We start from the raw sequence: 25,544 nt of genomic DNA on the forward strand, positions 1-25,544 counted from the left end.
TTTACAAATTCAACAATTCAGTATGGTAAATCGCGGCTGGTTCCTGAATTAAAGCCGGAATTTCTGCAACAAGCTTTTTGATATAGGGCTGCTGATCATGCAGGTCTAGACCTTCCTGGCTTTCCCATATTTCGTGAAAAATGAAAATTTCGGGATTTTTTGTACCGTGGTGCAGGTCATATTGCAGACAGGCTTTTTCTTCTCTTGATTTTTCAACCAGATTCAAAAGCATGGCACGTACGTCTTCGATATGCTCAGGTTTGCTTTTAAAAACTACTGTTAAATTGATTTGCATGGAATTTCTGACTTATAAGAATTTGATTTTTTCTCTCTTATGAAACAGCAAATAAGCTAAAATCAATGGAAAAAACGTAAAAAAGCCGAAACCATTTTTCACCGCACTGTACACGGTAATGCCTATACACATGCCAATAAGAAATGAATTGATCATTTTATTGTTTTTTATCTTTTTTTGCTCTTTCTGTGTTTCCGCGTCGGTAGGTTGGTTTCGTTCCATATTTTCAATTTTTATGTTTTTCATAACCCGGCTATAACTTAAATAAGCAGCAGCAAAAAAATAATTTCATTGATTTTACAATGACTTATCAGTCATCCGATTACAGCACCGGATGCTAACAGCTAGTTGCCAAAAGCTCCTTACTGGATATTCTTCACGTTCCAGATGGCTCCATTTTTCGTACTGAACTGTTCTAACTTTCCCTCGGCAGCCAGGCCGTTTAAAATATGTTCACTATGATTTCTTTCGGTTCCTGTTATTTGTGCGTACTCGTTCGCTGTTAATGAATTGTATTTCAAAAAGACGGAATTCCAATTCGTTTGATAGATCAGTTTTGTTGCTGCCGGATAGAGTTTAAGCACTACGCTTTCAAGGACACTATAAGGCTTCGAACCATATACGAATTCCTGTTCTCCCATGGCATTGGTAAAGATCATCGTTGGAAATCCTCTGACACCTGATTCTTTTCCAGCCTGTACATCCTCCTGGAATAATATCCTCGCTTTTCCCTCGTAGTCGTTTTTAAATTGTACAATGTCGAGGCCAGCTTTTGTTGCAGCCACTTCCAGGTGTTCCCATCGGGTGATATTTTTCTTTTGCAAAAAGACCATCTCTCTGATCTCACGAAGAAATAAAAGGGCCTTTTCCCTGTTTTGCATCTGAGCCGCCTTAAATGCAATCGACGGTGGATAGGATGAATCCAGAGGGTCTTCCAGCCAGATATCCCCGTCTATGGGCATATCGTAATGCACACTTACTTCGTCCCAATGCCCTGCTACGTCCGTCGGTTTGCTGATCTGCCCACTGTTATAACTCCAGTCTTTGAGCAAACCGCCCATTTTATATTCAATTTCAAAATCATTACCGTATTCCAATTTCAGCTTTCGCAATTGCGGTTCAATTCCCCAGCAGGAGGAACAAATCGGGTCTGTATAATACGTTATGGATAAGGGCTTTTTAATAACTTTTGAGGTTTCAAGGGTTGTGGTGTCCTTTTGATCAACGGCAACTTCACAAAGACCGCTTTCAATGTCACATAATAAAGGATTTATTTGTTCTTGCATTTTCGTTTTGTTTAAAGCCTGGTCACTGAAATTTCCGATATGGAAACTGTGATTGGATAAGTTACTTTTACCGGTAGTGGATTACCCGACACCGTTTATTTTTATCTTTGGGTAAAGTTGAGGACTTAATTTTGAGTGAGCAATAAGTCAGATATTTATGACTACTAAAAACGAATTGGTAACCAATGAAACTTGTCCTGCCCAGGCACTTTTAAAGTCGCTTTCCGGGAAATGGAAGCCTGAAATATTTCGCCTGGCTGTGGACGGCACCTTGCGTTTCAGCAGCCTGCTTCGCCAGATTGAGGGCGCTAATAAACAAACACTGGCCGTTGCCTTAAAAGAGCTGGAAGTCGTTGGCCTGCTGCAAAAAAATGTGATCAAACAAAAACCTCTACACATTGAATATGTACTTACCGAAAAAGGCCAGTCGCTAATTCCTGTTTTTCAGCAGCTGGAGCGTTTTGGGCAGGGTGAAATCGGATAGAAAAATCTCGTCCATGATTATCGTAACCATAAGTAAAATGCTGGATTGCAATCAGGCGTTTTCGGCAAATATAATCCGTATTTTCAGGGAATTGGTGCGGATGGTTTGATTTGGGAGTGTGCCTTGATGGGTTTAAAAGCACGAAAGCCATCAACGTCCAAGGTACCTGGGGATTATGGATCATGACCTGCTTGTTCTTTCTTGCCAACGTCTACAACCTATTCGGCCAGAAGCTTATGTCATGGTTTTGTTTGTTTCGTTTTTAGGTTGGTGGTAATACGGTTGGAGAGTAAGCTGCGAACTAAGAAAAATTAGTATATAGGTTCACATTTGAGGGAGAATACAAGGTAGATAAGAAATAAGCAAATGAGTTTATTACTATTATTTATTGATCCAAAACTGGGATTTTGAAGAAATTTTTATGATTTATTCAAACCTTGTATGATTCTTTTAATGACTACATTTGCAAGATTACAAAAGCAAAATAATGGTTTTTTTGTCTAGTTAACATTGCCATACTTATCGGTAGTTTAATTATTGAGTATAGAAATACTCGCAAAAACTACTTTTTTGTAATTCAATAATTTGCGAAACAACAATTTAATGGTAGAAAATAGCAGAAAATATTCTGAGGGAAAAAGTAAAAATGGTTTTAATTGGACAATATACAATGGTGATGCAAACGAGGTTTTATCCAAAGAAATTACATCAAACTCAGTAGATTGTGTTGTGACATCGCCTCCATATTATTGGTTGAGAGATTATGGGTATGATGGACAGCTCGGTCTTGAAGGATCGGTGGATGAGTATGTTGACAACATTCTTAAAGTGATGGATGAGACATTAAGAGTGCTTAAACCTTCCGGTCTACTATTCTTAAATATTGGAGATACGTATTATTCGGGAAAAGGGGAGTCTCAAGGAGTTGATAAAAAAAGTAGCAAAAGGCGCTTCGGTTTAAGAGCAGTAGACAGAAGTGGGGGACTTGGAATTGGACTAAAGCCGAAAACTTTAATAGGTATACCTTGGAGAGTAGCGACAGCAATGATTGAGAATGGTTGGACATTACGAAGTACAATTATTTGGTATCGTAAGCATTCTCTCCCAGAATCTGTAAAAGACCGTCCAAAGCGTAGTTATGAATTTGTATTCATGTTTGCAAAAAGTAAAAAGTATTACTATAATAGTGAGCCTTTAAAAAAAGTTGAGCAAGAAGACATGTGGACTATAACTGCCAGACCAAAAGCAAATGGTTTAGGTACAGCTCCTTACCCTGATGAGCTTGTTGAAAGATGTCTACAGATAGGTTGTCCAGAAGGAGGAGTTGTTATGGATCCGTTTGTGGGAAGTGGTACCAGTGTTAGGGTTGCTTTAGAGAATGATAGACACGCTTTTGGTATTGACTTAAGTGAAGATTTTTGTAAATATATTTCTAAGAAATTAAATACAATATAGATGTATATAAGTGAAGACAGTTTGATATCATCACTCAAGGATCTTTCGTCATTACATCCCTTTTTTGGAATTACATATCTTGTATGTAAGGAAGGTAATATCCCAATAGGGGATACTGTTGAGTTTTCAATAAATGCTGCTGAAACTGAATTTCTAACCAAATATTACAAGCCCGTTAAAAATACTGAAAAATTTTTTCGAGTTTTTAGAATTTCAGAAAAAAATAAATATTGGCTCAATAGTGATTATGCTTCTTCGGGATCGCAAGCTAATAGGACTCAGATGTTTGGAGATGCGTTTCTACATCCTAAAAATTCTACTCAATGGGGTTGGACAAACGACTACTTAAGCGTATTACAAAGTAAATTAAATAGCAAAAAAATTCCCGCGTTTAGCCTTGCATTTTGGATTCTTAAAGATTTTCGTTGGGAAGAAAATATAGATATTACAGAAGTTTGGGAGACTTTTGTAAGATCATTTAATATATCTGAACAAGAAATTTTGGATCTTTTTGATACTAGAATTCCTCAATGGCTAAATACTGAAAAATTTTGGGTTAATCAAATATATAATTGGAACGAAATTTCCAATAGCTTAAAAATAACTACCCCGTCAGATATTCCTCTTGAAAAAGGAGCTGCCTTGGTTTCCTTGGAGCTCAAGAATATCCAACCGTACAAAAATTTCAAGCTTGATTTATCAAGTAGGTTAAATATTATCACAGGTGATAATGGACTTGGGAAATCTTTTGTACTAGAATGTGCTTGGTGGGCTTTAACTGGCACATGGACTGGTTTTCCAATATATCCAAGAGGAGACTTTTCTAAACAAAATCCGATAATTTCTTTTGATATATCTAGTAAGGAGGGTTTGAATGAATCATTTCAGGCAACGTATAATTGGAAGTATCAAGATTGGCGGCTAAATAAAAAAGATAAGAAGACGGTTCCCGGTTTAGTTATTTACGCTCAGGTTGACGGGGCTTTCGCTATTTGGGATCCTGCTCGATTTAATTTAGATAATGAAAAAGATACTGTTGGATTGCCAACAACTATGGTTTTTTCAAGAGAAGATATATGGCAAGGGCTTAGAATAGAAGATAGAAATCGTTCTAGATCAATATTTAATGGATTAATAACAGATTGGGTTCACTGGCAAAACTCTGAGCCAGAGATTTTCAACATATTAAAAAAAGTTTTAAAACGATTGTCTCCTCCCGACCTTGATCATGGAGATCTTGGTATACTAGAGCCAGGGAAAGTTGTTAGAATTCCAGGTGAAAGCAGACCAATGCCCACAATTAAACATCCATATGGTGAAATTCCTGTAGTATTTGCTTCAGCAGCAGTAAAACGTATAGTTGCGCTTGCCTATTTAATTGTATGGACTTGGGAAGAGCACAAGACCTCTGCCAAATTAATGCATGAAGATCCTCAGTCTAAAATGGTAGTTATTGCCGATGAGATAGAGTCGCACCTTCATCCTCAATGGCAGAGAGTTATTTTACCGGCATTAACATCGGTGTCAAGTGATCTTAGTTCAATTTTAGATATTCAGTTTATAATAACAACTCATTCTCCTTTGGTAATGGCATCAATTGAGCCAATTTTTAAACCATCTACTGATACAATATTTCATCTTAATTTAAAGACTGGTAAAGATGAAAATGTTAATGTTGTGATAGATGTTCCAATATTTGAAAAAGGGGAACCGCTGATTCTTGGTTAATGTCTGATCTCTTCGATTTAAAGCAGGCAAGATCAATTGAAGCTGAGATTGCTATTGAGGATGCTAAATTGATTCAAAAGAATAATGAACCTTCAAAAGTAGATATCTTATCAATTTCAAAAAGGTTAAATAATCTTCTTGCTCCCCATGATAGTTTTTGGATTAGATGGAATTATTTCGCTGAGAAGAACGGCATAGAGATTTAAAAGTACTTATCGAATGCTCCCTATACAAGCAAAGCCTGAACCTGCTAATTTTGATTTAAATGTTAGGCAACCTGGTCTTAATGTGTTATTAATTCATCCTAACCCAACAGAAAAAGAATGGAAAGGAAAAGAATTTTGGCAAAAATCCTTACCAGAGCTTAGAACAGCATATAATCAAATTTGTGTTTACAGCTCGACGTGGATTCCACATTCAACTGGAACGCATTCTGTTGACCATTTTATACCTAAAAAGCTGAGACCCGATTTGGCTTATGAATGGAATAATTTTAGATATGTATCAACAAGATTTAATAGTAGAAAGGGTTTGAAAACTATTCTAGATCCTTTTTTAATGGTTGAATTCCTTTTTCAAATTGATTTCAAAACTCTTTTTATTAAACCTAATGCCGCCATAGTGGATAATGCGGTCTTAGTTTCTGTGCAAAACACAATTAAAATTTTAAAGTTAAACGATGACGACGAATTAGTAAAAGAAAGATTTGAGTATTGCACTTTGTATTGGAATAATGAAATTACCTTTGATTATTTGAGTAAGAAGGTTCCATTAATTGCATTAGAATTACAACGCCAAAATTTAATCAATTAATCTACTTAGTTTCTAAATGGAAATTAACTTAAAACTAGCATGATTTTCAGGAAAGTTTAAAATAGAGTTGACATGATATTTTAAGATGGGAGTAAAGTAAATATTTTTAAAGAAGTATATAATTAAAAGTCTCTCACTCCCCCCTCACCTCCAACAACCCCTCACTCTCCAGATAAACCTCCTTAAGCCCCTGCAAAACCTCAGCGGAAGGCTTGGCCCATAATCCTCTTTGTGCAGCTTCGAGTAATCTTTCGGCGATGGCGTGTAAGGCCCATGGGTTGCTTTCGGCAAAAAACTGCTGCATGTTGGCGTCCAGGGCGTAGGTCTCGGCTACTTTTTCGTACATCCAGTCGTCGATCACATTCGCCGTAGCATCATAACCGAAGAGATAGTCTACCGTCGCCGTTAGTTCCAGTCCGCCTTTGTAGCCGTGTTTTTTGACGCTGTCGAGCCATTTCGGGTTCACAACCCTTGAACGGAAAACACGCAACGTTTCCTCTTTCAGGTCGCGCACCACCGGCTGGGCCGGGTTTTGCGAGTCGCCGAAATAATGTTTTGGCTGCTGCCCGGTAAGGCTGCGTATGGTCGCAATCATCCCGCCATGGAATTGCAGATAATCGTCGCTGTCGAAAATATCATGTTCGCGGTTGTCCTGGTTGTGCAGCGCTACCTCCACGCCGGAAAGACACTGCTGAAATTCACTGCGGGCATCCACACCCTGCGCGTTCTTCGTATAGGCATAACCGCCCCAGTTGACATACGCCTGCGCAAAATCCGCATCGGCATGCCAGTTTTTTTCATTGATCAAAGGCAAAATCCCCGCACCATAAGCCCCCGGAGCCGCCCCGAAAATCCGGTAACTGGCCCGTTCCTCGGCATCTTCAATCGATAATTCATTGTCTTTTTGCAGTTCAGCAAGATCTTTCAGATAATGTTTGCGGACAAAATTCTGGTCCAGCGGTTCGTCCAGCGTTATAACCTGCTGCACGGCATCATCCAGCAATTCGATCAGATGCGGGAAAGCATCACGGAAAAATCCACTGATCCGGGTGGTCACATCAATCCGCGGCCGGCCAAGTTCTTCGAGCGAAATAATTTCCACGCCGGTAATGCGCCGGCTTTCCTGCTGCCATACCGGCCGGGCACCCATCAGCGCCAGCACTTCCGCCACATCGTCCCCGTGGGTACGCATCGCCGAAGTGCCCCAGATACTGATCCCGACACTTTCCGGATACCGCCCCGTTTCTTTCAGGTGACGATCCAGAACTTCCCGTGCGAGCTGCTGGCCCACTTCCCAGGCCGCTTTGGATGGAAGTGCGCGGGGATCTACGGCGTAAAAATTTCGTCCGGTTGGCAAAATATGCGCCATGCCCCGTGTAGGCGCGCCACTCGGACCGGCAGGAATATACCCGCCGGAAAGTCCGTGCATGAGGTTGGTAATTTCTTCATCCGTCCGCGCCAGATTCGGTACCAGCTGGGTACAGACAAATTCCAGAACCAGCCGGATTCCTGCCAAACCAGTCGTCGAAGGCGCCATATCCAGCGTTTCATACAAAACCTGATCAATGGATTTCGGATGAAAACGATGCTGCGCCAACACCCGGAACAAATGATTGTTCAGTTCATCAATAATCTCCATTGCATCCGCCGCCGTCACCACCTGCCGTCCGGCCAGTGACTGAAACTGCGGCGAAACGGAATCTACTTTCTGACCTTTTTTCTGCAAAAGATCTTCTATTTCAAATCCAAAAAGCGAAGCCATTTCCGACTGTAAACCCGGCACCGTAGCGTTGGGCAGTCGGGTCAGGGCTTGCAGCATATCAATCAGCGCGTCACCTTCCGGCATTTGTCCGAGCGTGTGTAAACCGTTACGGATCTGCGCCGCGCCCAATTCACACAAATACCCGTCGATGTCCTCGATCAGGTGGGCAATATCCTTTCCATCCATCTCCGCCAGACTCGCCGGCACACCTTCGGGCGTCATATCATCGTCCCAATCGTGCTTGTGATCGCCATGGTCACGGCTCAGCATCGCAGCCAGATCGGCATCCAGATTGGTCTGTTTGATCAACTCCCAGATCTGTCTTTGCAGCAAAGGCAATTTCGAAGGATCAAGCGTTTCCACCTGATAATATTCATCGACAAGCTGGGTCAGCTGGGCCAGTTCGCCATAACTATCCGCGGAAGTCATGGGCGGCGTCAGGTGATCCACCACCACGGCATGGGCACGGCGTTTGGCCTGTGAACCTTCGCCGGGATCGTTGATAATAAAAGGATAAAAAAGGGGCAGATCACCCAGAATCGCATCCGGAAAACAGTTTTCCGATAACCCGATTCCTTTGCCCGGAAGCCATTCCAGCGTTCCATGTTTGCCTACGTGCACAATTGCATCAGCGCCCCAGCCATCACGCAGCCAGCGGTATAATGCGTGATAATGATGCGTCGGCGCGAGATCCGGCTGGTGATAAATCGCATCCGGATCCATGCCATAACCACGGGGCGGCTGCAAGGCTACGAAGGCATTTCCGAGTTCAAGACCGGCAAGGGCGATATGGCCGTCATGGACATAGGTTTCGCCGGGTGCCTGTCCCCATTGTTTGGTAATTTTTTGACGTAAAGCTTCCGGTAATTCATCAAACCAGCCAGCGTATTGCTCAAACGAAACCTGTCCGGCAGCGTTAGAAAGCTGTTCGGGTGTGAGGTAAGTCTGATCATAAGAACAACGGTCAATTAATTGATGGATTAATTCTGTTCCGGTAGCCGGGAGGTTTTTAATCTGATAACCTTCCGCTTGCATTGAATACAAAATATTCATCAGCGAAGCCGGCGCATCCAGCCCGACCGCATTTCCGATCTGGGAAGCTTTGGTATTGGAATTGGTAAAAATGAAAGCAACTTTTTTCTCCGAATTTTTCAAATGACGCAAACGGGCAAATCGCAGCGCAATTCCGGCCACGCGATCAATGCGGTTGCCTAGTGCTTCATATCCTTTTGCCTGTCTGTCTTTTTCCTTGAAAGAAATCGGAACGGTGATAATTCGCCCGTCAAATTCAGGAATCGCGACATTCATAGCCGTATCCAAAGTACTCAACCCGCGACTGGAAGATTCCCAGGCATTGCGGTTCATGGTACTGGAAATGGCCTGGATAATCGGCACATTCAGGTGACTTAATGCTTTTTCTGCACCGGCATTATCTGAACCTGCCTTTTGAATATCGGTAATTGCAAGCGAAAGCGTATTGACCAGAACATCGATCTGAACACCTTTTTCACCATTGAAAAATTGGAAAGCAACGGGTTGTCCGGAAACCGGATCGGTCACTTTAAGCGATGAGGTAAAAATGGGTAAAGCGTTCATATCCAGATCCTCCAAAGCCCGAACTATTGCGTCGATAAAAGCAGTATTTCCACTCGTCCAGTGCGAGCGGTAAAAGGTAATTCCGGCTGTGGGCTGATCCGGATTATATCGTTTAAGCCAATCAGAAAGTTCTGCGTTCTCGGGTAGTTCAGGATGGTAAATGCCATGTTCTGGCAAAGTAACCGGCGTTTCGGAGCCAAAACCTGTCATCAATAAATGATCAGAAAGATAATAAAGCAGCGAAGTGAAATTGGTATAACCACCGGCTTGAAGATATAACATCGCATCATGCAGAATAGCTGGCGAAACCGTGGAAGCAGCTGCAAAATCAGGATTTAAATCGCCCGTTCCGCTGACGACGATAAGATGCTGTTCATTTTTCTTAGCCCGATTTATCAATTCGTTAAACCCTGGAATAGCACTGGGCCGACCGAGAATCCGGAGAATAATAATCTGTGCCGCTGCAATTTCACCATCCAGCAACTGCTCCATCTGCGCTTCACTTTTCACGGCCATCAGGTTGATACCTAATGTTTTCGGGAAATCATCCGGCAAATCCTGGATAGTTCTGTGAAGTGTTAACAGATCGGTATCGGCGTGGGTAAGGAAAACAATTCCCTCCGTAGGCATCGGAGTTTGCCCGATTTTTGTAGAAGCTTCGGAGCCTTTCCAGGTGTAAAACTGAAATACATTTTCAGACAGTTCTGCTGGCGGAACCAGGAACCGATCCGCCGCGATCATGCTGTCGATATAATCAAAAATGGCAATAATCTGCCAGTCGCTGTTCACCGAATGAAACCAGACAGAATTCCCGTCAAACAAAAGCGTAACCACATTCGCCAACGTACACGGACCAAGGCAACCGCCTTTTGTCATGTGCACCAAGTTCCGCATTTTCCGGCGCAGCCATTCACTTTTGTACAATTCAATCGGAATAGGCGCATACCCGCGATCCACCCGACCGCAGCAGCAAGCGTTATAACAATAAGACAAATGTCCTCTGCGCTGTACAAGATTGATGGCTTTCCCGTCTGCGCGGGTGATACGTTGGCGTTTAATTTCTGACATAAGTTGTTAGGCGTTGGCTATTAGCAGTTAGCTTTTAGTGTAGCCGTTAACGTGTTTGTTGATAAAAAGAAAGACTCCGGGGTGGGAGTCTTTTTAGGTTCATGGTGTGTAAGGTGTTTTATTTTTGAAAGAAAGTTTCACAGATTATTTTGAAGCAATAGTATTTTGCACAAATTCCTCCGAAACTTTAAGTAAACTCGCGATTTGAGAAACAGTGTAATTGCCCGTTTCCCATAAACTCAGGATGAATGAGATGGTTGCTTTTTCAACCCCTTTTTTCTCAGCTTTATCGAGTACCATTTCTCTTATTCCCATACTTATTTGATTTCCGGTTAGCGCTCCAATTTCTTTATCAAATTTAACATTATATCCCTGATCTGCAAAGGTTATATAGCGTTGTAAAAAGATCAGCAGATCATCTATTTTCTTTTTTGAAATTTTTCGTTTTAATAAATTTTTTGCCAATGAATATTTTAGATCAAACAAACTTTCAGCGGTCTCATGCAAAGCAAAAAAAGTTAAAAACTAAGTTCGCAAAGTCAAACTTAGCGTGCTTTGCTTTTTCTTACCTGCTTCGCGTGAAACCATTAGACGCGCAATTCTTCAATAAGTATTCAATAAACTCAAATCGCTCTCCCCAATACAAGTGCAAATAAGAAGCAAACGTATTCAGTTTCCGGAAAAGCTGCGTTTCCACCTCCATTCCTTTGGCATTTTTAATAATGACAGATTCAGCATGCGAAGCATTTTCCAACAATCTGGAATAGTGAAATTCATGTCCTCTCAATTCAAGATCATTCCATTGAATTGTTCGATAACCCAAATTTAACTTTGAATTTTCCATGGAAGTCGTACAATCCAGAACGCCAGCCATTGGAAAATTTAAGCCTCCGGAAGTAATAATTTCCTTTCCCAAATACATCAAACCGCCACACTCTGCAAAAGCCAATCGGCCATTTAAACAGTAAGATTTAATACTTGCAAGCATTGGTTCATTCTCACTTAATGCATCCGCAAACAATTCAGGATAACCGCCAGGCAGGTATAAGAAGTCAGTTTCAGGAAGTTCCTTATCATGTATCGGACTAAAAAACGTAATCTCACCAAAGGAAGAAAGTACTTCAATATTTTGGTGATAAGTAAAAGTAAACGCTTCGTCCCGGGCGAAGGCTATTTTATATTTTTTAGTCGAAACAGGAATTTGAGATACAGATTTTGATTCTTGTTCAGTAATAATTTCTCTTGTAGAAATTTCTAATAACCGATCTATATTTATCGTTTTCGGAATTTCTTCTGCCAGTTTTTCAATAATACTTTCATAATCCGTTTCAGCAGAAATGTGTAATCCCAGATGCCTGGAAGGAATTGATAGCGCTTCATTTTTTGGTAAATAACCAAGGGCTTCAATACCAACTTCTTCACAAGCTTCTTGTAAAAACCGGTAATGCGAAGCGGTACTGACAAAGTTGAAAATCGCCCCGACAACAGAAATGCCTTTATAGAAATTTTTAAAACCATACAGCAAAGGAGCCGCAGAATATGCCATCGATTTGGCATTAATTATCAGAATAATTGGAATGTCAAGCAGTTCTGCAATGGCCGCGCTGCTTCCCTGCATTTTATCCGCGCCATCAAAAAGTCCCATAACACCTTCTGTCACCGAAACATCAGGTTTCTCAGAATACTGTTTATAAATATCCCGGACATGCGCTTCCGAAGCCATGAAAGTATCCAGATTTATTCCCGGATTTCCTGATGCGGTTGTATGGTGTTGTGTATCAATATAATCCGGCCCACATTTGAAAGGTTGAACCGTTAACCCTCTGTTTTTCAAAGCCCGCAAAAGGCCAAGGGTAAGGGTGGTCTTGCCGGAATTACTGGAAGGAGCTGAAATGAGGAAATGAGAATTTTGCATGTTTTTTTAGGTTACACAGAGAACCACAGAGGTAAAAAGAGGGACACAGAGGTTTTGTTTTGAGATAAAGAAAAAACTCTGTGTATCTCTTTTTTTACTCTGTGTGCCTCTGTGTAACCTACCGTTTCAGTACAGGCAATATTACGTTGCTGCTGTTTTTTATGTCGTGGTGAACTGTGATTTTGGCCGATTGGAAATCTGATTCGTTCGCTTCGAAGATGTTTATGAATTTTTGCGGATTACGATCAACCAAGGGGAACCAGCTGCTTTGGATTTGTACCATCACGCGGTGGCCTTTTTTGAAAGTATGTGCAACTTCATTCAGTTTGAAAGACACTTTTTCAATCTTATCCTTTACAAACGGTTCTGGTTTTGAGAAGCTGTTACGGAATTTTCCACGGAATACTTCTGCCCGTACCATTTGTTGGTAACCACTCATATCCATTGGTTTCGGTTGTCCGCGCTGCACTTGTGCCGGCAAACTATCCGGCCAGACATCAATGACTTTTACTACAAAATCAGCATCCGTTCCGGTGATGGAGACAAAAAGATTGGCTGTGATTTCTCCAGTCAAAGTCAGGTCTGAGGTTAAAGAATCTGTTTGAAAATAAATCACATCCGGACGGCGCGAGGCGAAACGCTGATCTTCGGCCATGTATTTATTATTCCTGTCTCCGCTGATTTCGTTGGTATACGGAACAGGTTTGGCGGGATCGCTGATGTATTCGGTAACCGCTTTTGCCACTTTCGGTTTTTCAGCAGAAAGTTTTCCTTTGGATTGAAAATAAAATGTTTCCGGCTGACTGTTTTTTGGCGGCCAGACATCATAATTTCTCCACTGGTTAGAACCCGTTTCAAAAACGGTTACCTCGGCCTGATTAAATTCGCCTTTATCTTTCAAATAAAAATTGAAAAATTTAGTCTCGATTTCGTTTTGGTAATACTGGTTCAAGTCGGCTCCAAACTGATAATCTGCAAACGATTTCCAGCTTGGAGACGCCCAACCGCCGTGCGTCCATGGCCCCATAACCAATCTCGTATTGTTGTTCGGGGACTGCTTTTCAATCGCCGAATACGTTTTCAAAGCACCATACAAATCTTCCGCATCAAACCAGCCGCCAACAACCATCACCGCAGGTTTGATATTGTTCAAATGCTTTTTGATATTTCTGGATTGCCAGAATTCGTCATAAGTATCGTGGGATATAACTTGTCTCCACACACTGTTTGGATCTGAAAAGTAGGCATTGGTATTAGTTTTTTTCAATGGACCGAAATCAAGAAAATATTGATAAGCATCGCTGAAATCTGCATTGAAAAAGGGTTTGTAACTCTCTCCGTTAGTACTTTTCGGACCGTCAAAATGGCTGTAAAAACCAAAATTATCCATCAGGAAAAATGCACCGTTGTGGTTACAATCGTCACCTATAAATTCGTCCGACATAGGTGCTTGCGGCGAAACTGCTTTCAAAGCCGGGTGTGCATCAGGTAAGGCTGCCGAGGAATAATAACCTGGAAAGGAAATTCCATAAATCCCCACTTTGCCATTGGAAGCCGTATTTTTCAAAAGCCATTCAATCGTATCATAAGTATCGCTTGACTCATCGACATCTTTATTTGTCTTTTTATTGTCAATCGCCGGTGTCATTTCCCGGAAATTTCCCTCGCTTTTATAACGTCCACGTGCGTCCTGATAAACAAAAATGTATTTTTCTTTCATCAAAACACCATTCGGTCCTATGCGCGGCCGGTAATTATTTACGCCATAAGGCCGACAGGAATATGGCGTCCGCTGCATCAAAATCGGGTATTTTTCATCCTGATCTCTTGGCGTATAAATGGCAGTATATAACTTCACGCCATCCCGCATTTCAATGAATTGCTCCGTTTTTTGATAGTTTTTTCTGACCCAACCTGTGTCGGGCATGGCAGCATTTTGCGCGTTTGAAAGAAGAGGGATTGAAAAAAAGAGCAGGTAAAGGATTCTGTGTTTCATAGGAGTTGCAGTTTTGAGCGAATGGTCGACGCGACAAAATTACATGAAGAATTGAGTTTGTTGGTATTGTCGGATTTTAAAATGGTTACAAAATAATTTAATCATCTATAAAATTTAATAGTAAGTTTGCAGCCGTTAAGTGGTGTGTGAAGTAATATTTATTTTACACTTAAAAGGGAATCCGGTGAAAATCCGGAGTAGTACCCGCTGCTGTAAGTTCACAAAAAAAGTCACAACATTTTTGCCACTGGGGATTAATGTTGAATGATAGAATTAGTGAATGAGAGAATGATGGAGTGCGCCAGATCCCGGCGTTTTCCAACATTCTATCATTCTCTCATTCAAAATTCAACATTGTACCGGGAAGGCGTTGGGAGACTGAACGAGCCAGAAGACCTGCCATGTAACATCATATTCGGAATGCTTTCGGGAAAAAAGGCGTGAGGTTACTGGTTTGGCAGCAGTATTTTGTTGTCAGGTTACTTCGTATTGCATTTTCCATAAGTTGCCCGTTGTGTGATAAACGGGTTTTTCTCAATAACTTATGTGAAAGAAAATGATCAATTATTTACTTGTCGATTCTCTTCTTCTTGGTGTTCAGCACTCTTTTGAGCCGGATCATATGGCAGCCGTTTCTGTTTTGGCAACTGAAAAAGCTCAAAAACCAAAGGATCGTTTGAAGTTAATCTGGCGGTCGTCGCACTGGGCGCTCGGGCATTCTTTGACGTTGATACTTTTTGCCTGTCTGGTTTTGATATTGAAATCAACAATTTCTCTCAACATTTCTGAAAAAGTTGAATTGGTGATCGGACCGTTGATGATCTGGTTGGGAATTGTTGCCTTCCGCCGGAATTTTAGGAAGCCTGATTTGATAGTACCACCGATTTCTGAACAAAAATTCAGCCGGTCTTTTTGGGTTGGTATGGTTCATGGCTTAGCCGGAACCGGTGGTGCCTGCGCAGTAGCTTTGACGCTTGCCGCAAGTGATGCCTATACTGCTGTCTGGATCATTGTTCTGCAAAGTTTTGGGATCATTTTCTCCATGTCCGCATATGGTTATTTCTTCGCTTTTTCGATCAATAAGTTCGCGGCGAAGCGGGATTCAGTTTTGAAAATCATCAATTATGTAGTCGGGACTTTTTCGATCATTATCGGACTGATCACCCTATACGGTGCTTTTGAAGGGCAATAATGCCTAGTCTATTTTCTTTCATTTCGCTCAAATCGCATACCATTTTATATATCGATACCCAATGAATTTCAATTTTTACCAATCAACCATTCATCAACTCACGTTTGCAGGTCTATTAGCCATGACCGCCACTTTCTCAGCGCAAGCTCAGGAAGTGGTTTTATCTGACTCAACCAGAGAAAATATCTTAAATCCTGTGGTCGTAACGGCTACACGTTATGAAACCCGGAAAGAAAGAATTCCGCAAAAACTGGATATTATCACCCGTCAGGATATAGAAATGACACCTTCTAATGACCTGACGGATATCGTTCGAAAAACCGCCGCGGTGGATGTAATTCAATATCCGAATTTGTCTTCGGGTATCGGTATCAGAGGTTTTCGTCCACAGTTTTCAGGCTTAAATCAGCGGACTTTATTGCTTATTGATGGCCATGCGGCAGGAGCAACCAATTTGTCTCAGATTAATCTGAACGGTGTTGAGAGAATTGAAGTGTTGAAAGGCCCTGCTTCTTCCTTGTATGGTTCTCAGGCGATGGGCGGTGTGATCAACATCATTACCCAAAGATCAAAAGGTGATACCAAAGGAAATGGTTTTCTGGAATACGGCAGTTTTCAGTCATACCAGGCTGGCCTGAATGCAGGCGGTAATCTGACCAAAAAACTGGATTACGATATGTCATTTTCCTATTTTGAAAGATCGAAAAATTACAAGATCGGGAAGTGGAATTTGTTCCGTGACGCTTTTGATTATACCAAGGTTACAAAAAACTATACAACTCAGCCTGAGACCGAAGTGGATGAAACACAGGCTGACGGCACGACAAGACCTTACACAAAACTTCATTATTTCACAGGTTCTTTACGACTGGGTTACCAGTTAAATGACAATTGGAGAATTGATATTCGTGGCGATAAATTTCAGGCGAAAAATGTAGAATCGCCGGGCGAAATTTCTTCGGGATCCACCGAGGCAAGTACCAAAGATGTAGATCGGGCGGCATTTGATGTTTCGCTTACCGGGAAAATCGGGAATCATAGTCCGAGCCTGAAAGTTTTTACTTCGGAAGAAAATACGAAAAACTACACGCTGAATGTTTCCGGCAAACCAGTTATTCCTTTTCGTTCTGCTGAACTTGGAAATAATTGGAAAGGTATCCAGGTAAAAGACGTTTGGTCAATTGGCAATCATTCTTTAATTGTTGGTTATGACTATCTGAATTCTTCAACAGAAAGTCGCCGATGGACGAACGATACGACGGAACGGGCACCAACGCAGCCAGCATATGCCTTAATTTCTTCTGCATTTTTCGCACAGGCCATGTTGAATTTTGGACGATTAACGGTCCAGCCGGGCGTTCGTTACGACAATATTACTTTTGATGTAAAGGAAACAGCGCTTTTGCCAACTTATAAAGCAGGCAAAAAAACGATCCCGTTTACAAGTCCAAGTCTGGGCGTAAGTTATGAGCTTGTTCCGGTTTTGCGTGTGAAAGGAACAATCGGCCGCGCTTTTGTTACAACAGACGCTTACAGTGTGGCAGGATATAATGAAGTGCGTGATGCAAAAGGAAGAATTGCGGTAACGGCCGGAAATCCTGATCTGAAAAACGAAAGCAGTGTGAGCTGGGATATGGGATTAAGTTTTAACAAACCCAAAACCGGACTTTCAGCAAACGTTACTTACTTTTCAACAAATGTTACCAACCGCATTGCCAAGGTGATCAGAACGGTTAATGAGCCGCTGGCAAATAAAGACGTTATCGTTTCCCGCGCGACTTTTGTCAATGCGGCCAATGCGGAAATCCGTGGTTTGGAGACGGAAGTGACCTATGATTTTGGTGCCTTATCAAATTACAGATATTCGCTGAAAACTTTTGTAAACGCAACTTCCATGTTCAAAGCAGCGGAAGATATTATTGGAACTGACGAGTCGAAAGTGACCCGTGATATTCAGAATGTGGCAAAAAATACATTCAATTATGGTTTGGAATATGATAATTTGAAATGGCTGAGGCTTCGTTTATCAGGTCGTACGATAGGAACACGGATAGATATCGACTATACTGATCCGATTAATCCGGTTATCGACTATCCGAAATATATGGTTTTAGATTTTACAGCCGCTTTTAAAATTGCTCAGAAACATACGCTGGCATTGAAAGTAAACAATGTAACAGACGAAAATTATTACGAAAAACGCGGTTATAATTTGCCCGGCCGTGCAGTTTCCATCAGATATACGGTAGCATTCTAAGTGACCAGATTTCGGTTCAGTTACAGATTTGTTTAATTGACTTCTAAAAAACAATAATTTAAATCCTTCATCCGTACTTTTGGGTGAAGGATTTATTTTTACGATACCATTTAATCCAAATCAACATGAGACAGCGGATTTATAACCTGATTTCAACTTCCATCTTTTCCCTGATTTTTGTTTCTGTCAGCCTTGCGCAATCAGCTTTTAATGTAGTGCCACTTGGTGTAAAAGGCGGCGGAGCGGAAGGGAATCTTTCAGCATATATGATTGCGCCGGTTAACTCACAAGCCTATGTTTGTCTGGATGGTGGAACGGTTCGGCAGGGAGTTGAAGTAGCCGTTGCCAATGGTGCTTTTGCTGCTACTGCCGATCAGGTTTCAAGAAGTTTTATTAAAGGATTTCTTATTTCCCACGCACATCTTGATCACGTGTCGGGGATGATTACCAATGCGCCTGAGGATACTTCGAAGTTTATTTATGCATTTCCAAAATGTCTGGAAATTATTAAAAATCATTACTTTAACTGGGAAAGCTGGCCGAATTTTGGAAGTGAAGGTGTCAATCCTTTGAAAAAATACACCTACAAACCATTGTCAGAAGGCCAGGAGATTCCGTTGGAAAATACAGAAATGACATTAAAAACTTTCTCATTGAGCCATGGAAATCCATATGAAGGTGCCGCTTTTTTGATTCAAACTCATGGGAAACAAGCTTTGTATTTTGGAGATACAGGTCCGGATGAGATTGAAAAATCTACCAGACTGCAAAAAGTTTGGGAAGCAATTGCTCCCTTAATCAAAGCGAAAACCTTGACCGGAATTTTCCTTGAAGTTTCTTATCCAAATGAGCAGCCGGATAACAAACTGTTTGGTCATTTAACACCAAACTGGATTATGAAAGAAATGAATAATCTGGCTGCTCTGGCAGGCAAAGAAAACATGCGGGATTTAAAACTCATCATCACCCATATTAAACCAACCGGTCAGAATGAAGTGATTATCAAAGGTCAGCTAAGCGATAATAATGCACTCGGATTACAAATCGTTTATCCCGAACAAGGAACCGCGTTTGAATTATGAAATGGCCACGAACACGCAGATCAAAACACATTTGTGAAAATTAGTGCATTCGTGGCGAAAAGGAAAAGCTTAAAATAAACCGATTTGATCTGAATTACCCTTCTTGGCTGGAATTCCGGGAGTATCCGGAATCTTAATATCAGTCCCGAATTCTTTGTTTACTTTTTCAATCAGATAAGCCGACAAAAGGGGAGAGGCTTCTTCGTGATTTTGGTGCACAAAAAAATAAATGTTCTCAATACCCTGATCCACCCAAAGTTTCAAACGGTCCATCCAGTCGTCCAGACGTGTATAATCAGAATCCACGTTCGCGCCGTTGTAACGGATAAATGCAGTTGGCGTGGTTAATCGCATATGCAACAAATCGCGCCGACCAGCAGTATCCGTGATGATGTGGGTGATATTTTTCTTTTCAAGCTGAGTATATAATTCACTATTGTCCCACGAACCGTCATACCAGCCGGTGTGTCTTAATTCCAACGCCAGCGGAAATCCGGAAGGCCAGACTTCCAGATAATCCCTTAATACCTCCCAGTTTTTCGGGCCAAAATTATCCGGCATCTGCAAAAACAGCATACCAAGTTTTTCTTCCAGATGAGAAATATGGTCCAGGTAAACACTTGTCGGTTGATCAGCATCTTTCAGCCTCTTCCAATGGCTTATTCCCTGATGAAGTTTTGGGAAAAAGCGAAATCCTTCCGGCGTTTTGGTATGCCAGCTATCAATGGTTTCAAGTGGGAAATTGTTGTAAAAAGTAGCGTTCAGTTCAATGCTGTTGAACTGGGTTGCATAATATGCCAGCTCGTCTTTTGTGCCTTTTGGATAAAAATTCTTTAAGTCGGATTTGTTCCATTTGGCACAACCGATATAAATATCAGGTTTGCCTTTTGCCCCCTTTAAGATATTTGCATTTTCCGGACTGTCGGGTGGAAGTTTAAATTCGACGTGTTGAGGGTCTTCAATTTTTCCAAATTTCATAGGAGCTGGTGTCGAAGTTAAGAATGAAGTAGTTTGTGAAGGTAAAAAATGTGCCATGATTTTAATTTAAAATCATGGCACAGTAAAGATAATTCTATCTTCCGAAATCGTCCTGAACACGAACAATATCGTCTTCGTCCGAAGGATTTGAAGGATCGGTATGTTGCCAGATTTCGGCAACTACACCCCATTCATCAACACCAATCAGACGGTGACGCTCCCCTTGGTTCAGGCTTATTACGGTTCCGATCGGCAATTGTTTCATCTCAGTTTCTTCGTCTGTATCACTGATCACAATACCTGCGTTACCTCCAATTACTTTCCAGATTTCGGCACGGCGGTGATGGTACTGCCACGACAAACGTTTCTCTGGTGCAACAACCAATATTTTCGGGCTCAATTTGTCATATCCGGCAAAATCTTCCAGTGAAAGATGCGGGAAAAAAGTTTTGATAAACTGAGGTGCCTGACTTTCGTCAAGTACAAAAAAACCTCCCCAGGGACGGGAATGATCTTTGGCCACAACAGAAAAACCCTGTTCGTCAATGAACTTCTGAACGTTTTCAAAAACAACAGCTTTGTCGGTCGAAGCTGGAAATACATCAAGCATATTTGATAAGTTTGGTTAAGATCCGGTGGAAATTCAAAATTAGGATAAAAAGCAAAAAGATGCTCCAAAACTTTTGGAGCATCTTTTTGCTAATTTGAGAAATCTATTGTTTATCCCACCATATGCGGCCAAGAAAAGTATCGCCGCCAATACGGGAAACTGCCTCGTTGTAGTTGGTTTCATTGACCGCTTTTTCATTGATTGGTAAAATTAAGCGGCGTGGAATTACTCCGCCGGTCTGGTTACCAGGATAATTTGTTGGTGTGAGTGACGGCATTCCGGTTCTGCGCCAGTTAGCCCATCCTTCATAATGATTAAAAGTTGAGGCAGTCAGAATGAATATTTCATTATGGATCTGCGTCATTTTATCGGCTAGACTTCCTGATACAGGATATGGATTTGCTGTAACATAAGCAGCAGGATCAGAAACAACCGCTGTTGCATCATAAACAACCAATTGTGTAACAGCAGCTTTTTGTCCGGCTTCAAATGTTGCCTGTGCAGTTCCGGTTACCCAGCCTCTTTCGATTGCTTCTGTTTTCAGAAATTGCGTTTCAGCAAAAGTGAGCAGTACGTTTGGATCAGCGTCATCATACATCAAATCCGTTGGACGGGAATAGTTTTTGATATTGGCGTCGCCAGTTGCCGTAACCAAACCATTAGGTCCGCTGCTTTTATCCAATCCATTTGGAAGGCCCTTCTGATCCGCAGGAACTCTGTCACCGTTTGCCAATTGTGCAATAATTCCCAGACGAGGATCTTTTCTCGTTTTCATCATGTCAATCAGTGTTTTAGACCACTGAAGGTTATCTCCCTTTACCAAACCACGGCCAATACCAAGGTTATAGGAATTGGGGTTGCGACTTGCCGTGGAACCATCGGAATGGATAAAAGCAAAAGTATCGTCATTTGAGGTCATAATACCTTTATCAACTGCCTTTTTAGCCCATGTCTGTGCAGAAGCAGCATCTGCCTTTTGCATACGCATGGCCAGACGAAGCATCAGGGAATTAGCAAATTTCTTCCATTTTGTAACATCACCTTTGTATACAAAGTCGGCCGTAGTGGGAACATATTTTGATGCATCCAGAGCCGAACCTGCTTCATCAAGTTCTTTCAGCATATCAGCATAAATAGCTTGCTGCATGTCATATTTGGGCTTGTAAATATTCTCAATAAATGCTTTTCCTGCCTCAGTGTAAGGAATATCGCCATACAGATCCGTGATGATATGCATTTGCTCAACTTTAAGTATTCTTGCAATCGAAAGAATATTCACATTGGCTGGATCTGCTGCGGCCTGAGAAATGATATCCGCAAGACTTTTTACAGAATTGACATAAGAATCTGCAAAGTACGCGCCGCTGTTGTCGGCGTTGTAGGTATACTTATCTCCTGCATAATAGTCGTCTGTCGATGCCATTTGCTGAACGATCATGGCAGAATAAATGAAGTTGGCTCTCCATACTTTATAACCCGGATCGCCGGCAGAACCGGATATTTGTAATTGTGCCTGTCCTAAAAGGTATTCTAAAGGTACCTTGGATGGAGCGGTAGGATTTATATTAATTTCCTCAAAATCCTTGGTGCAAGCCCCCATGGAAAAGGTAAGGGCTAATATGACTGCTATTTTACGTATCATAAGAAGTTTCATTAATATGTTTTGAATAATTTATTTACCGTGAGGTATGATAAATTAGAATTTCAAATTAAGGTTAACACCAATACTGCGGGTTGTAGGTACACCGGCGAATTCATAACCCTGTGCGTTACCATTTCCGTAAGTAGATTCCGGATCGATGTTTGGTGTTTTCTTCATCAGAATAGCCAGGTTTCTTCCAACAAGTGAAACAGAAATTCCTTTGAAAGGAGATTTTCCAAATACCCTGGCCGGAACCGAATAGTCAATAATCACCTGGCGTAGTTTTATGAAGTTTGAGCTGTATACAAAAGGCTCACCAAAGTTGTAAAGGTTTTCGTAATACTGGGTCGCCGGCACACTTACGGTATTTGGCTCTCCTTTGCTGTTTACGCCTTTGCCGACAACACCACCTTCACGTCCTACCAAAGTTTCTTTTGTTAGTCCGTAACGCGTTGCCAAAGCATTGGTTCCGGAATAGATATGGCCGCCAAATCTACCATCAATTAATACAGAAAGGCCGACGCCTTTGTATCTGAACGAGTTGGTTATACCCATCGTGTACGGAGAAATACCTGTTCCGTAAGATTTCAGAATACCTGTCTCCGGTAATCCCTGATCGTTGAAAACTACATTTCCATTTGCATCTCTTACAAATGAATTCGCTTTTAGCAAACTGAAAGGCTGACCCACTTCCTGGAATACGTAGGCAGTTTGAGAACGCGGATTGTCAACCGTGATATTTGAAAGATTGTCAGCAAGATATACAACTAAACTTTTATTATAACCCATGTTAAAAGAGACATCCCATGTGAATTTCGATCCCTTAATAAGATCATAATTCAGTGCCAGTTCAACACCCTTATTGGATATTTGTCCTAAGTTAAGTGTAGCACCTGTAAAGCCTGATGTACCTGAAATTGATGCTGAAACGATGTCATCGTAAGTATGACGATTGTAATAAGTAAAATCAACACCTATTCTATTATTCAGTATGCGCGTTTCTAGTCCAAATTCATATGTCTTGGATGTAAGAGGTTTGAGAAGAGCGTTTGGTACAGTACTTGCACTGATTTGAGCTAATGGAGATCCTAAATGTGCACCGGTAAGGCTATAATAGAGTGATAACTTATATGGATCTGCTCCTCCACCTGCTTTTGCCCATGAACCTCTTAGTTTTGCGAAATTAATAAATGAAGGCATTTTAACGGCTTCTGAAAGAACAAAACTACCAGCTACCGAAGGGTAAAATAAACTATTGTTCTTAGGGCTCAAAGTTGAAAACCAATCGTTACGGCCTGTAATAGTCAGATAAGCATAGTTTTTATATGATAACTCGGCAGAACCATATACAGAGTGAATTCTCATATCGTAAGGTTGGTAAGAAGCATTTCTTGAGGAGGGGTTAATATTGCCGATATCATAAAAGAAAGGAATATTAAAGCTTGACCCACTTATATAATCCTGTCTCTTTAACTGCTTCATAAGGTTACCTGCCACAAGCGCGTTCAGATTGAAATCGCTTGAAAGTTTTTTGTTTAAACCCAACATTAATTCTGAGTTTACCTCAGAAAAGGTCTGGATGTTTTTGTCATATCCACCAAGTGGTGTATAAGGTGTGCCTGTTGGCGTAATGGCTGTGTAATTGTAGAAATATTTGTCAAAACCTACGCGCGCCTTTACATAAAGCCAGTCGGTCAGGTTATACCTTGGCTCAAAAGAAGCCATAAATCTGTCCTTATTATCATCCTGCTGGAATTGTGTAGCAGCAAAATATGCATTATCAACATAAATATTATCACCCCAAACCTGTTCATAACCATTGGCATCCAGCATACTTTGTTTCATCGTTTTTACACTTAACGATGTTGGCATATTGATCAAAGTATAGTTTGCATTACCCGGTGAATCGGATACTTTTGGACGGTTGTGGCTTTTTTCCTTAATGTATTTAACATTGGCCAGAATTGTAAAATTTTTGCTCAGGTTGGCATTCACGTTTAAGGCATAATTTTGTCTGTCCAGAGTATTGTCAGGAATAAGACCTTTATTGTTCATATTGGCCAAAGACAAGCGGTACGTCATTTTTTCAGATGCACCCGTTAGAGCCACAGAGTTGTTGAAAGTACTTCCTGTATTGTAAAATTGTGTCAGGTTATCTTTTACAGCTGAATATGGTCTTGAAACACCATCATACTGAATTACGTTTGTTCCATCCAGTTTAGCACCAAAACTGGACGAAAGCATCGCTTCTGTCTGTGTAGTCGGCTTTACACCATTCCGTCCCAAACCATATTCATATTGGAAATCTTTCCATTTTGTGATCAAAAGGTTGTCCATGGTGATGTTGGAGTTGATTTCAACACCCAGGCCTTTTCCTATTTTTCCACCTTTTGTTGTAACCAGAATCGCACCGTTAGAAGCCCTTGAACCGTAGAGTGCCGCCGCAGTAGCACCTTTCAAAACGCTCATGGTTTCAATTTCTGATGGGTTTAAACTTGAAATACCATCACCTCTGTCGCCGCCGCCCCACATACCCGCCGCTCCAAGGTTGCTATTGTCGATAGGAATACCATCAATGATGATAAGCGGCTGGTTATTACCATCAATAGATCCGTTACCACGCAGGGTAATACGTGTGGATCCGCCGGGGCCGGTTGCAGTACTGGTGATGTTCAAACCGGCAACTTTACCAACCAGTGAGTTCGCGATATTGGTAGAGCGAGCCTGCTGAAGTTCTTCCCCCTTTATCTCGGAAACGGAATATCCTAAGGCCTTTTTCTCTTTTTTGATACCCAGGGCAGTGACCACTACCTCGTTCAAAGCTGTTGCTTCCACGACAAGGGATACATTTAAAACAGACGCGTTAACTGTTACGTCTTTTGAGTTGTAGCCGATGTAACTGAACGTTAAAACATTTCCTTTTTCAGCCTGAATACTGAATTCTCCTTTGTCGTTGGTTGTCGTGCCTCGATTGCTTCCTTTAAGGACCACATTGACACCTGCAATCTCACTTCCTCCATCCTCGCTCACTTTTCCCGTCACTGTCATTTCCTGAGCAAAGCCCGAGGTGACTAATAAAGAGAGGAGGAATAATACTGGGATTAGTACAATTTTTCGCATACTGCTTTTGTAAGTTTTAAAATAGGTTAATTAGACTTCGTTATTAAAAATTAAAATAATTATACGTATAGATATAAAATTGTATTATTCTATGGGTATTGTTAAAATAATTATTTCAAATGTACTATTTTAAAAAGGTGATTTTATAATCTTATTTTATCAAAAAATAACACATTTTTTAACGTTATGCGCCGTTAAGATGCTTCAACGGCTAATTTTCTGTTATACAAATAGGAATTATGTGTGATCTAATATTATGATAATC

The 25,544-nt window shown here is 41.2% G+C and carries 18 protein-coding genes and 1 riboswitch; of the genes, 8 read left to right on the top strand and 10 right to left on the bottom strand.

The annotated features are described in order from the left end of the window. Window position 1: 1 nt before the first annotated feature. Window positions 2–295, bottom strand: coding sequence for a putative quinol monooxygenase (locus LXL81_RS13795; RefSeq protein ID WP_137338544.1), 294 nt, complete (start codon window positions 293–295; stop codon window positions 2–4). 362 nt (window positions 296–657) lie between these two features. After that, entirely contained in the window at window positions 658–1,581 is a 924-nt protein-coding gene (locus tag LXL81_RS13800; protein WP_234647373.1) for a ClpXP adapter SpxH family protein, read from the bottom strand. Window positions 1,582–1,738: 157 nt separating this feature from the next. Between LXL81_RS13800 and LXL81_RS13805 the strand changes: the two genes are divergently transcribed. From LXL81_RS13805 to LXL81_RS13825, 5 genes are all read left to right on the top strand, one after another. Then, window positions 1,739–2,065: a helix-turn-helix domain-containing protein gene (locus tag LXL81_RS13805; protein WP_234647374.1), complete on the top strand. Its 327-nt coding sequence runs from the start codon at window positions 1,739–1,741 to the stop codon at window positions 2,063–2,065. A 603-nt stretch (window positions 2,066–2,668) separates the two neighbouring features. After that, on the top strand, window positions 2,669–3,520 hold the full coding sequence (locus tag LXL81_RS13810) for a site-specific DNA-methyltransferase (RefSeq protein WP_234647375.1): 852 nt from the start codon (window positions 2,669–2,671) through the stop codon (window positions 3,518–3,520). Further along, window positions 3,521–5,248, top strand: a complete 1,728-nt coding sequence (locus LXL81_RS13815; protein WP_234647376.1) for an AAA family ATPase — start codon at window positions 3,521–3,523, stop codon at window positions 5,246–5,248. Beyond that, window positions 5,248–5,454 (top strand): hypothetical protein, encoded by a 207-nt coding sequence (locus LXL81_RS13820; RefSeq protein ID WP_234647377.1) that lies wholly within the window; start codon window positions 5,248–5,250, stop codon window positions 5,452–5,454. The genes LXL81_RS13815 and LXL81_RS13820 overlap by 1 nt, the downstream gene beginning before the upstream one ends. A gap of 13 nt (window positions 5,455–5,467) precedes the next feature. After that, window positions 5,468–6,061, top strand: a complete 594-nt coding sequence (locus tag LXL81_RS13825; protein WP_234647378.1) for a hypothetical protein — start codon at window positions 5,468–5,470, stop codon at window positions 6,059–6,061. A 133-nt stretch (window positions 6,062–6,194) separates the two neighbouring features. Here the strand turns inward: LXL81_RS13825 and cobN are convergent, their stop codons facing one another. The 4 genes from cobN to LXL81_RS13845 all read right to left on the bottom strand — a co-directional run bounded on the left by cobN (window position 6,195) and on the right by LXL81_RS13845 (window position 14,398). Continuing rightward, the gene (cobN, locus tag LXL81_RS13830) at window positions 6,195–10,487 is read right to left on the bottom strand and encodes a cobaltochelatase subunit CobN (protein ID WP_234647379.1); all 4,293 of its coding nucleotides are present in this window, start codon (window positions 10,485–10,487) and stop codon (window positions 6,195–6,197) included. A gap of 144 nt (window positions 10,488–10,631) precedes the next feature. Further along, on the bottom strand, window positions 10,632–10,952 hold the full coding sequence (locus LXL81_RS13835) for a hypothetical protein (RefSeq protein ID WP_234647380.1): 321 nt from the start codon (window positions 10,950–10,952) through the stop codon (window positions 10,632–10,634). A 100-nt stretch (window positions 10,953–11,052) separates the two neighbouring features. Further along, on the bottom strand, window positions 11,053–12,402 hold the full coding sequence (locus LXL81_RS13840) for a cobyrinate a,c-diamide synthase (RefSeq protein WP_234647381.1): 1,350 nt from the start codon (window positions 12,400–12,402) through the stop codon (window positions 11,053–11,055). 118 nt (window positions 12,403–12,520) lie between these two features. Then, window positions 12,521–14,398: a CocE/NonD family hydrolase gene (locus LXL81_RS13845; protein ID WP_234647382.1), complete on the bottom strand. Its 1,878-nt coding sequence runs from the start codon at window positions 14,396–14,398 to the stop codon at window positions 12,521–12,523. A 123-nt stretch (window positions 14,399–14,521) separates the two neighbouring features. Continuing rightward, window positions 14,522–14,817: riboswitch (cobalamin riboswitch) on the top strand. Between the two features lie 137 nt (window positions 14,818–14,954). Between LXL81_RS13845 and LXL81_RS13850 the strand changes: the two genes are divergently transcribed. The 3 genes from LXL81_RS13850 (at window position 14,955) to LXL81_RS13860 (ending at window position 18,929) form a co-directional block, all read left to right on the top strand. Then, window positions 14,955–15,590 (top strand): cytochrome c biogenesis protein CcdA, encoded by a 636-nt coding sequence (locus tag LXL81_RS13850; protein ID WP_234647383.1) that lies wholly within the window; start codon window positions 14,955–14,957, stop codon window positions 15,588–15,590. A 61-nt stretch (window positions 15,591–15,651) separates the two neighbouring features. Beyond that, on the top strand, window positions 15,652–17,847 hold the full coding sequence (locus tag LXL81_RS13855; RefSeq protein ID WP_234647384.1) for a TonB-dependent siderophore receptor: 2,196 nt from the start codon (window positions 15,652–15,654) through the stop codon (window positions 17,845–17,847). 125 nt (window positions 17,848–17,972) lie between these two features. Continuing rightward, window positions 17,973–18,929 carry an MBL fold metallo-hydrolase gene (locus tag LXL81_RS13860; RefSeq protein WP_234647385.1) on the top strand — a complete coding sequence of 319 codons (957 nt, stop codon included), beginning with the start codon at window positions 17,973–17,975 and terminating at the stop codon, window positions 18,927–18,929. Between the two features lie 69 nt (window positions 18,930–18,998). Here the strand turns inward: LXL81_RS13860 and LXL81_RS13865 are convergent, their stop codons facing one another. The 4 genes from LXL81_RS13865 to LXL81_RS13880 all read right to left on the bottom strand — a co-directional run bounded on the left by LXL81_RS13865 (window position 18,999) and on the right by LXL81_RS13880 (window position 25,279). Beyond that, window positions 18,999–19,964: a DUF72 domain-containing protein gene (locus tag LXL81_RS13865; protein WP_310589575.1), complete on the bottom strand. Its 966-nt coding sequence runs from the start codon at window positions 19,962–19,964 to the stop codon at window positions 18,999–19,001. A 37-nt stretch (window positions 19,965–20,001) separates the two neighbouring features. Next, window positions 20,002–20,517 (bottom strand): phosphoheptose isomerase, encoded by a 516-nt coding sequence (locus LXL81_RS13870; RefSeq protein ID WP_137338562.1) that lies wholly within the window; start codon window positions 20,515–20,517, stop codon window positions 20,002–20,004. Window positions 20,518–20,620: 103 nt separating this feature from the next. Then, entirely contained in the window at window positions 20,621–22,159 is a 1,539-nt protein-coding gene (locus tag LXL81_RS13875) for a SusD/RagB family nutrient-binding outer membrane lipoprotein (RefSeq protein ID WP_234647386.1), read from the bottom strand. Window positions 22,160–22,213: 54 nt separating this feature from the next. Then, window positions 22,214–25,279: a SusC/RagA family TonB-linked outer membrane protein gene (locus LXL81_RS13880; RefSeq protein WP_234647387.1), complete on the bottom strand. Its 3,066-nt coding sequence runs from the start codon at window positions 25,277–25,279 to the stop codon at window positions 22,214–22,216. Window positions 25,280–25,544: the final 265 nt, after the last annotated feature.

The organism is Dyadobacter sp. CY356 (genome assembly GCF_021440195.1).
In the GTDB taxonomy this organism is placed as follows: Bacteria; Bacteroidota; Bacteroidia; order Cytophagales; family Spirosomataceae; genus Dyadobacter.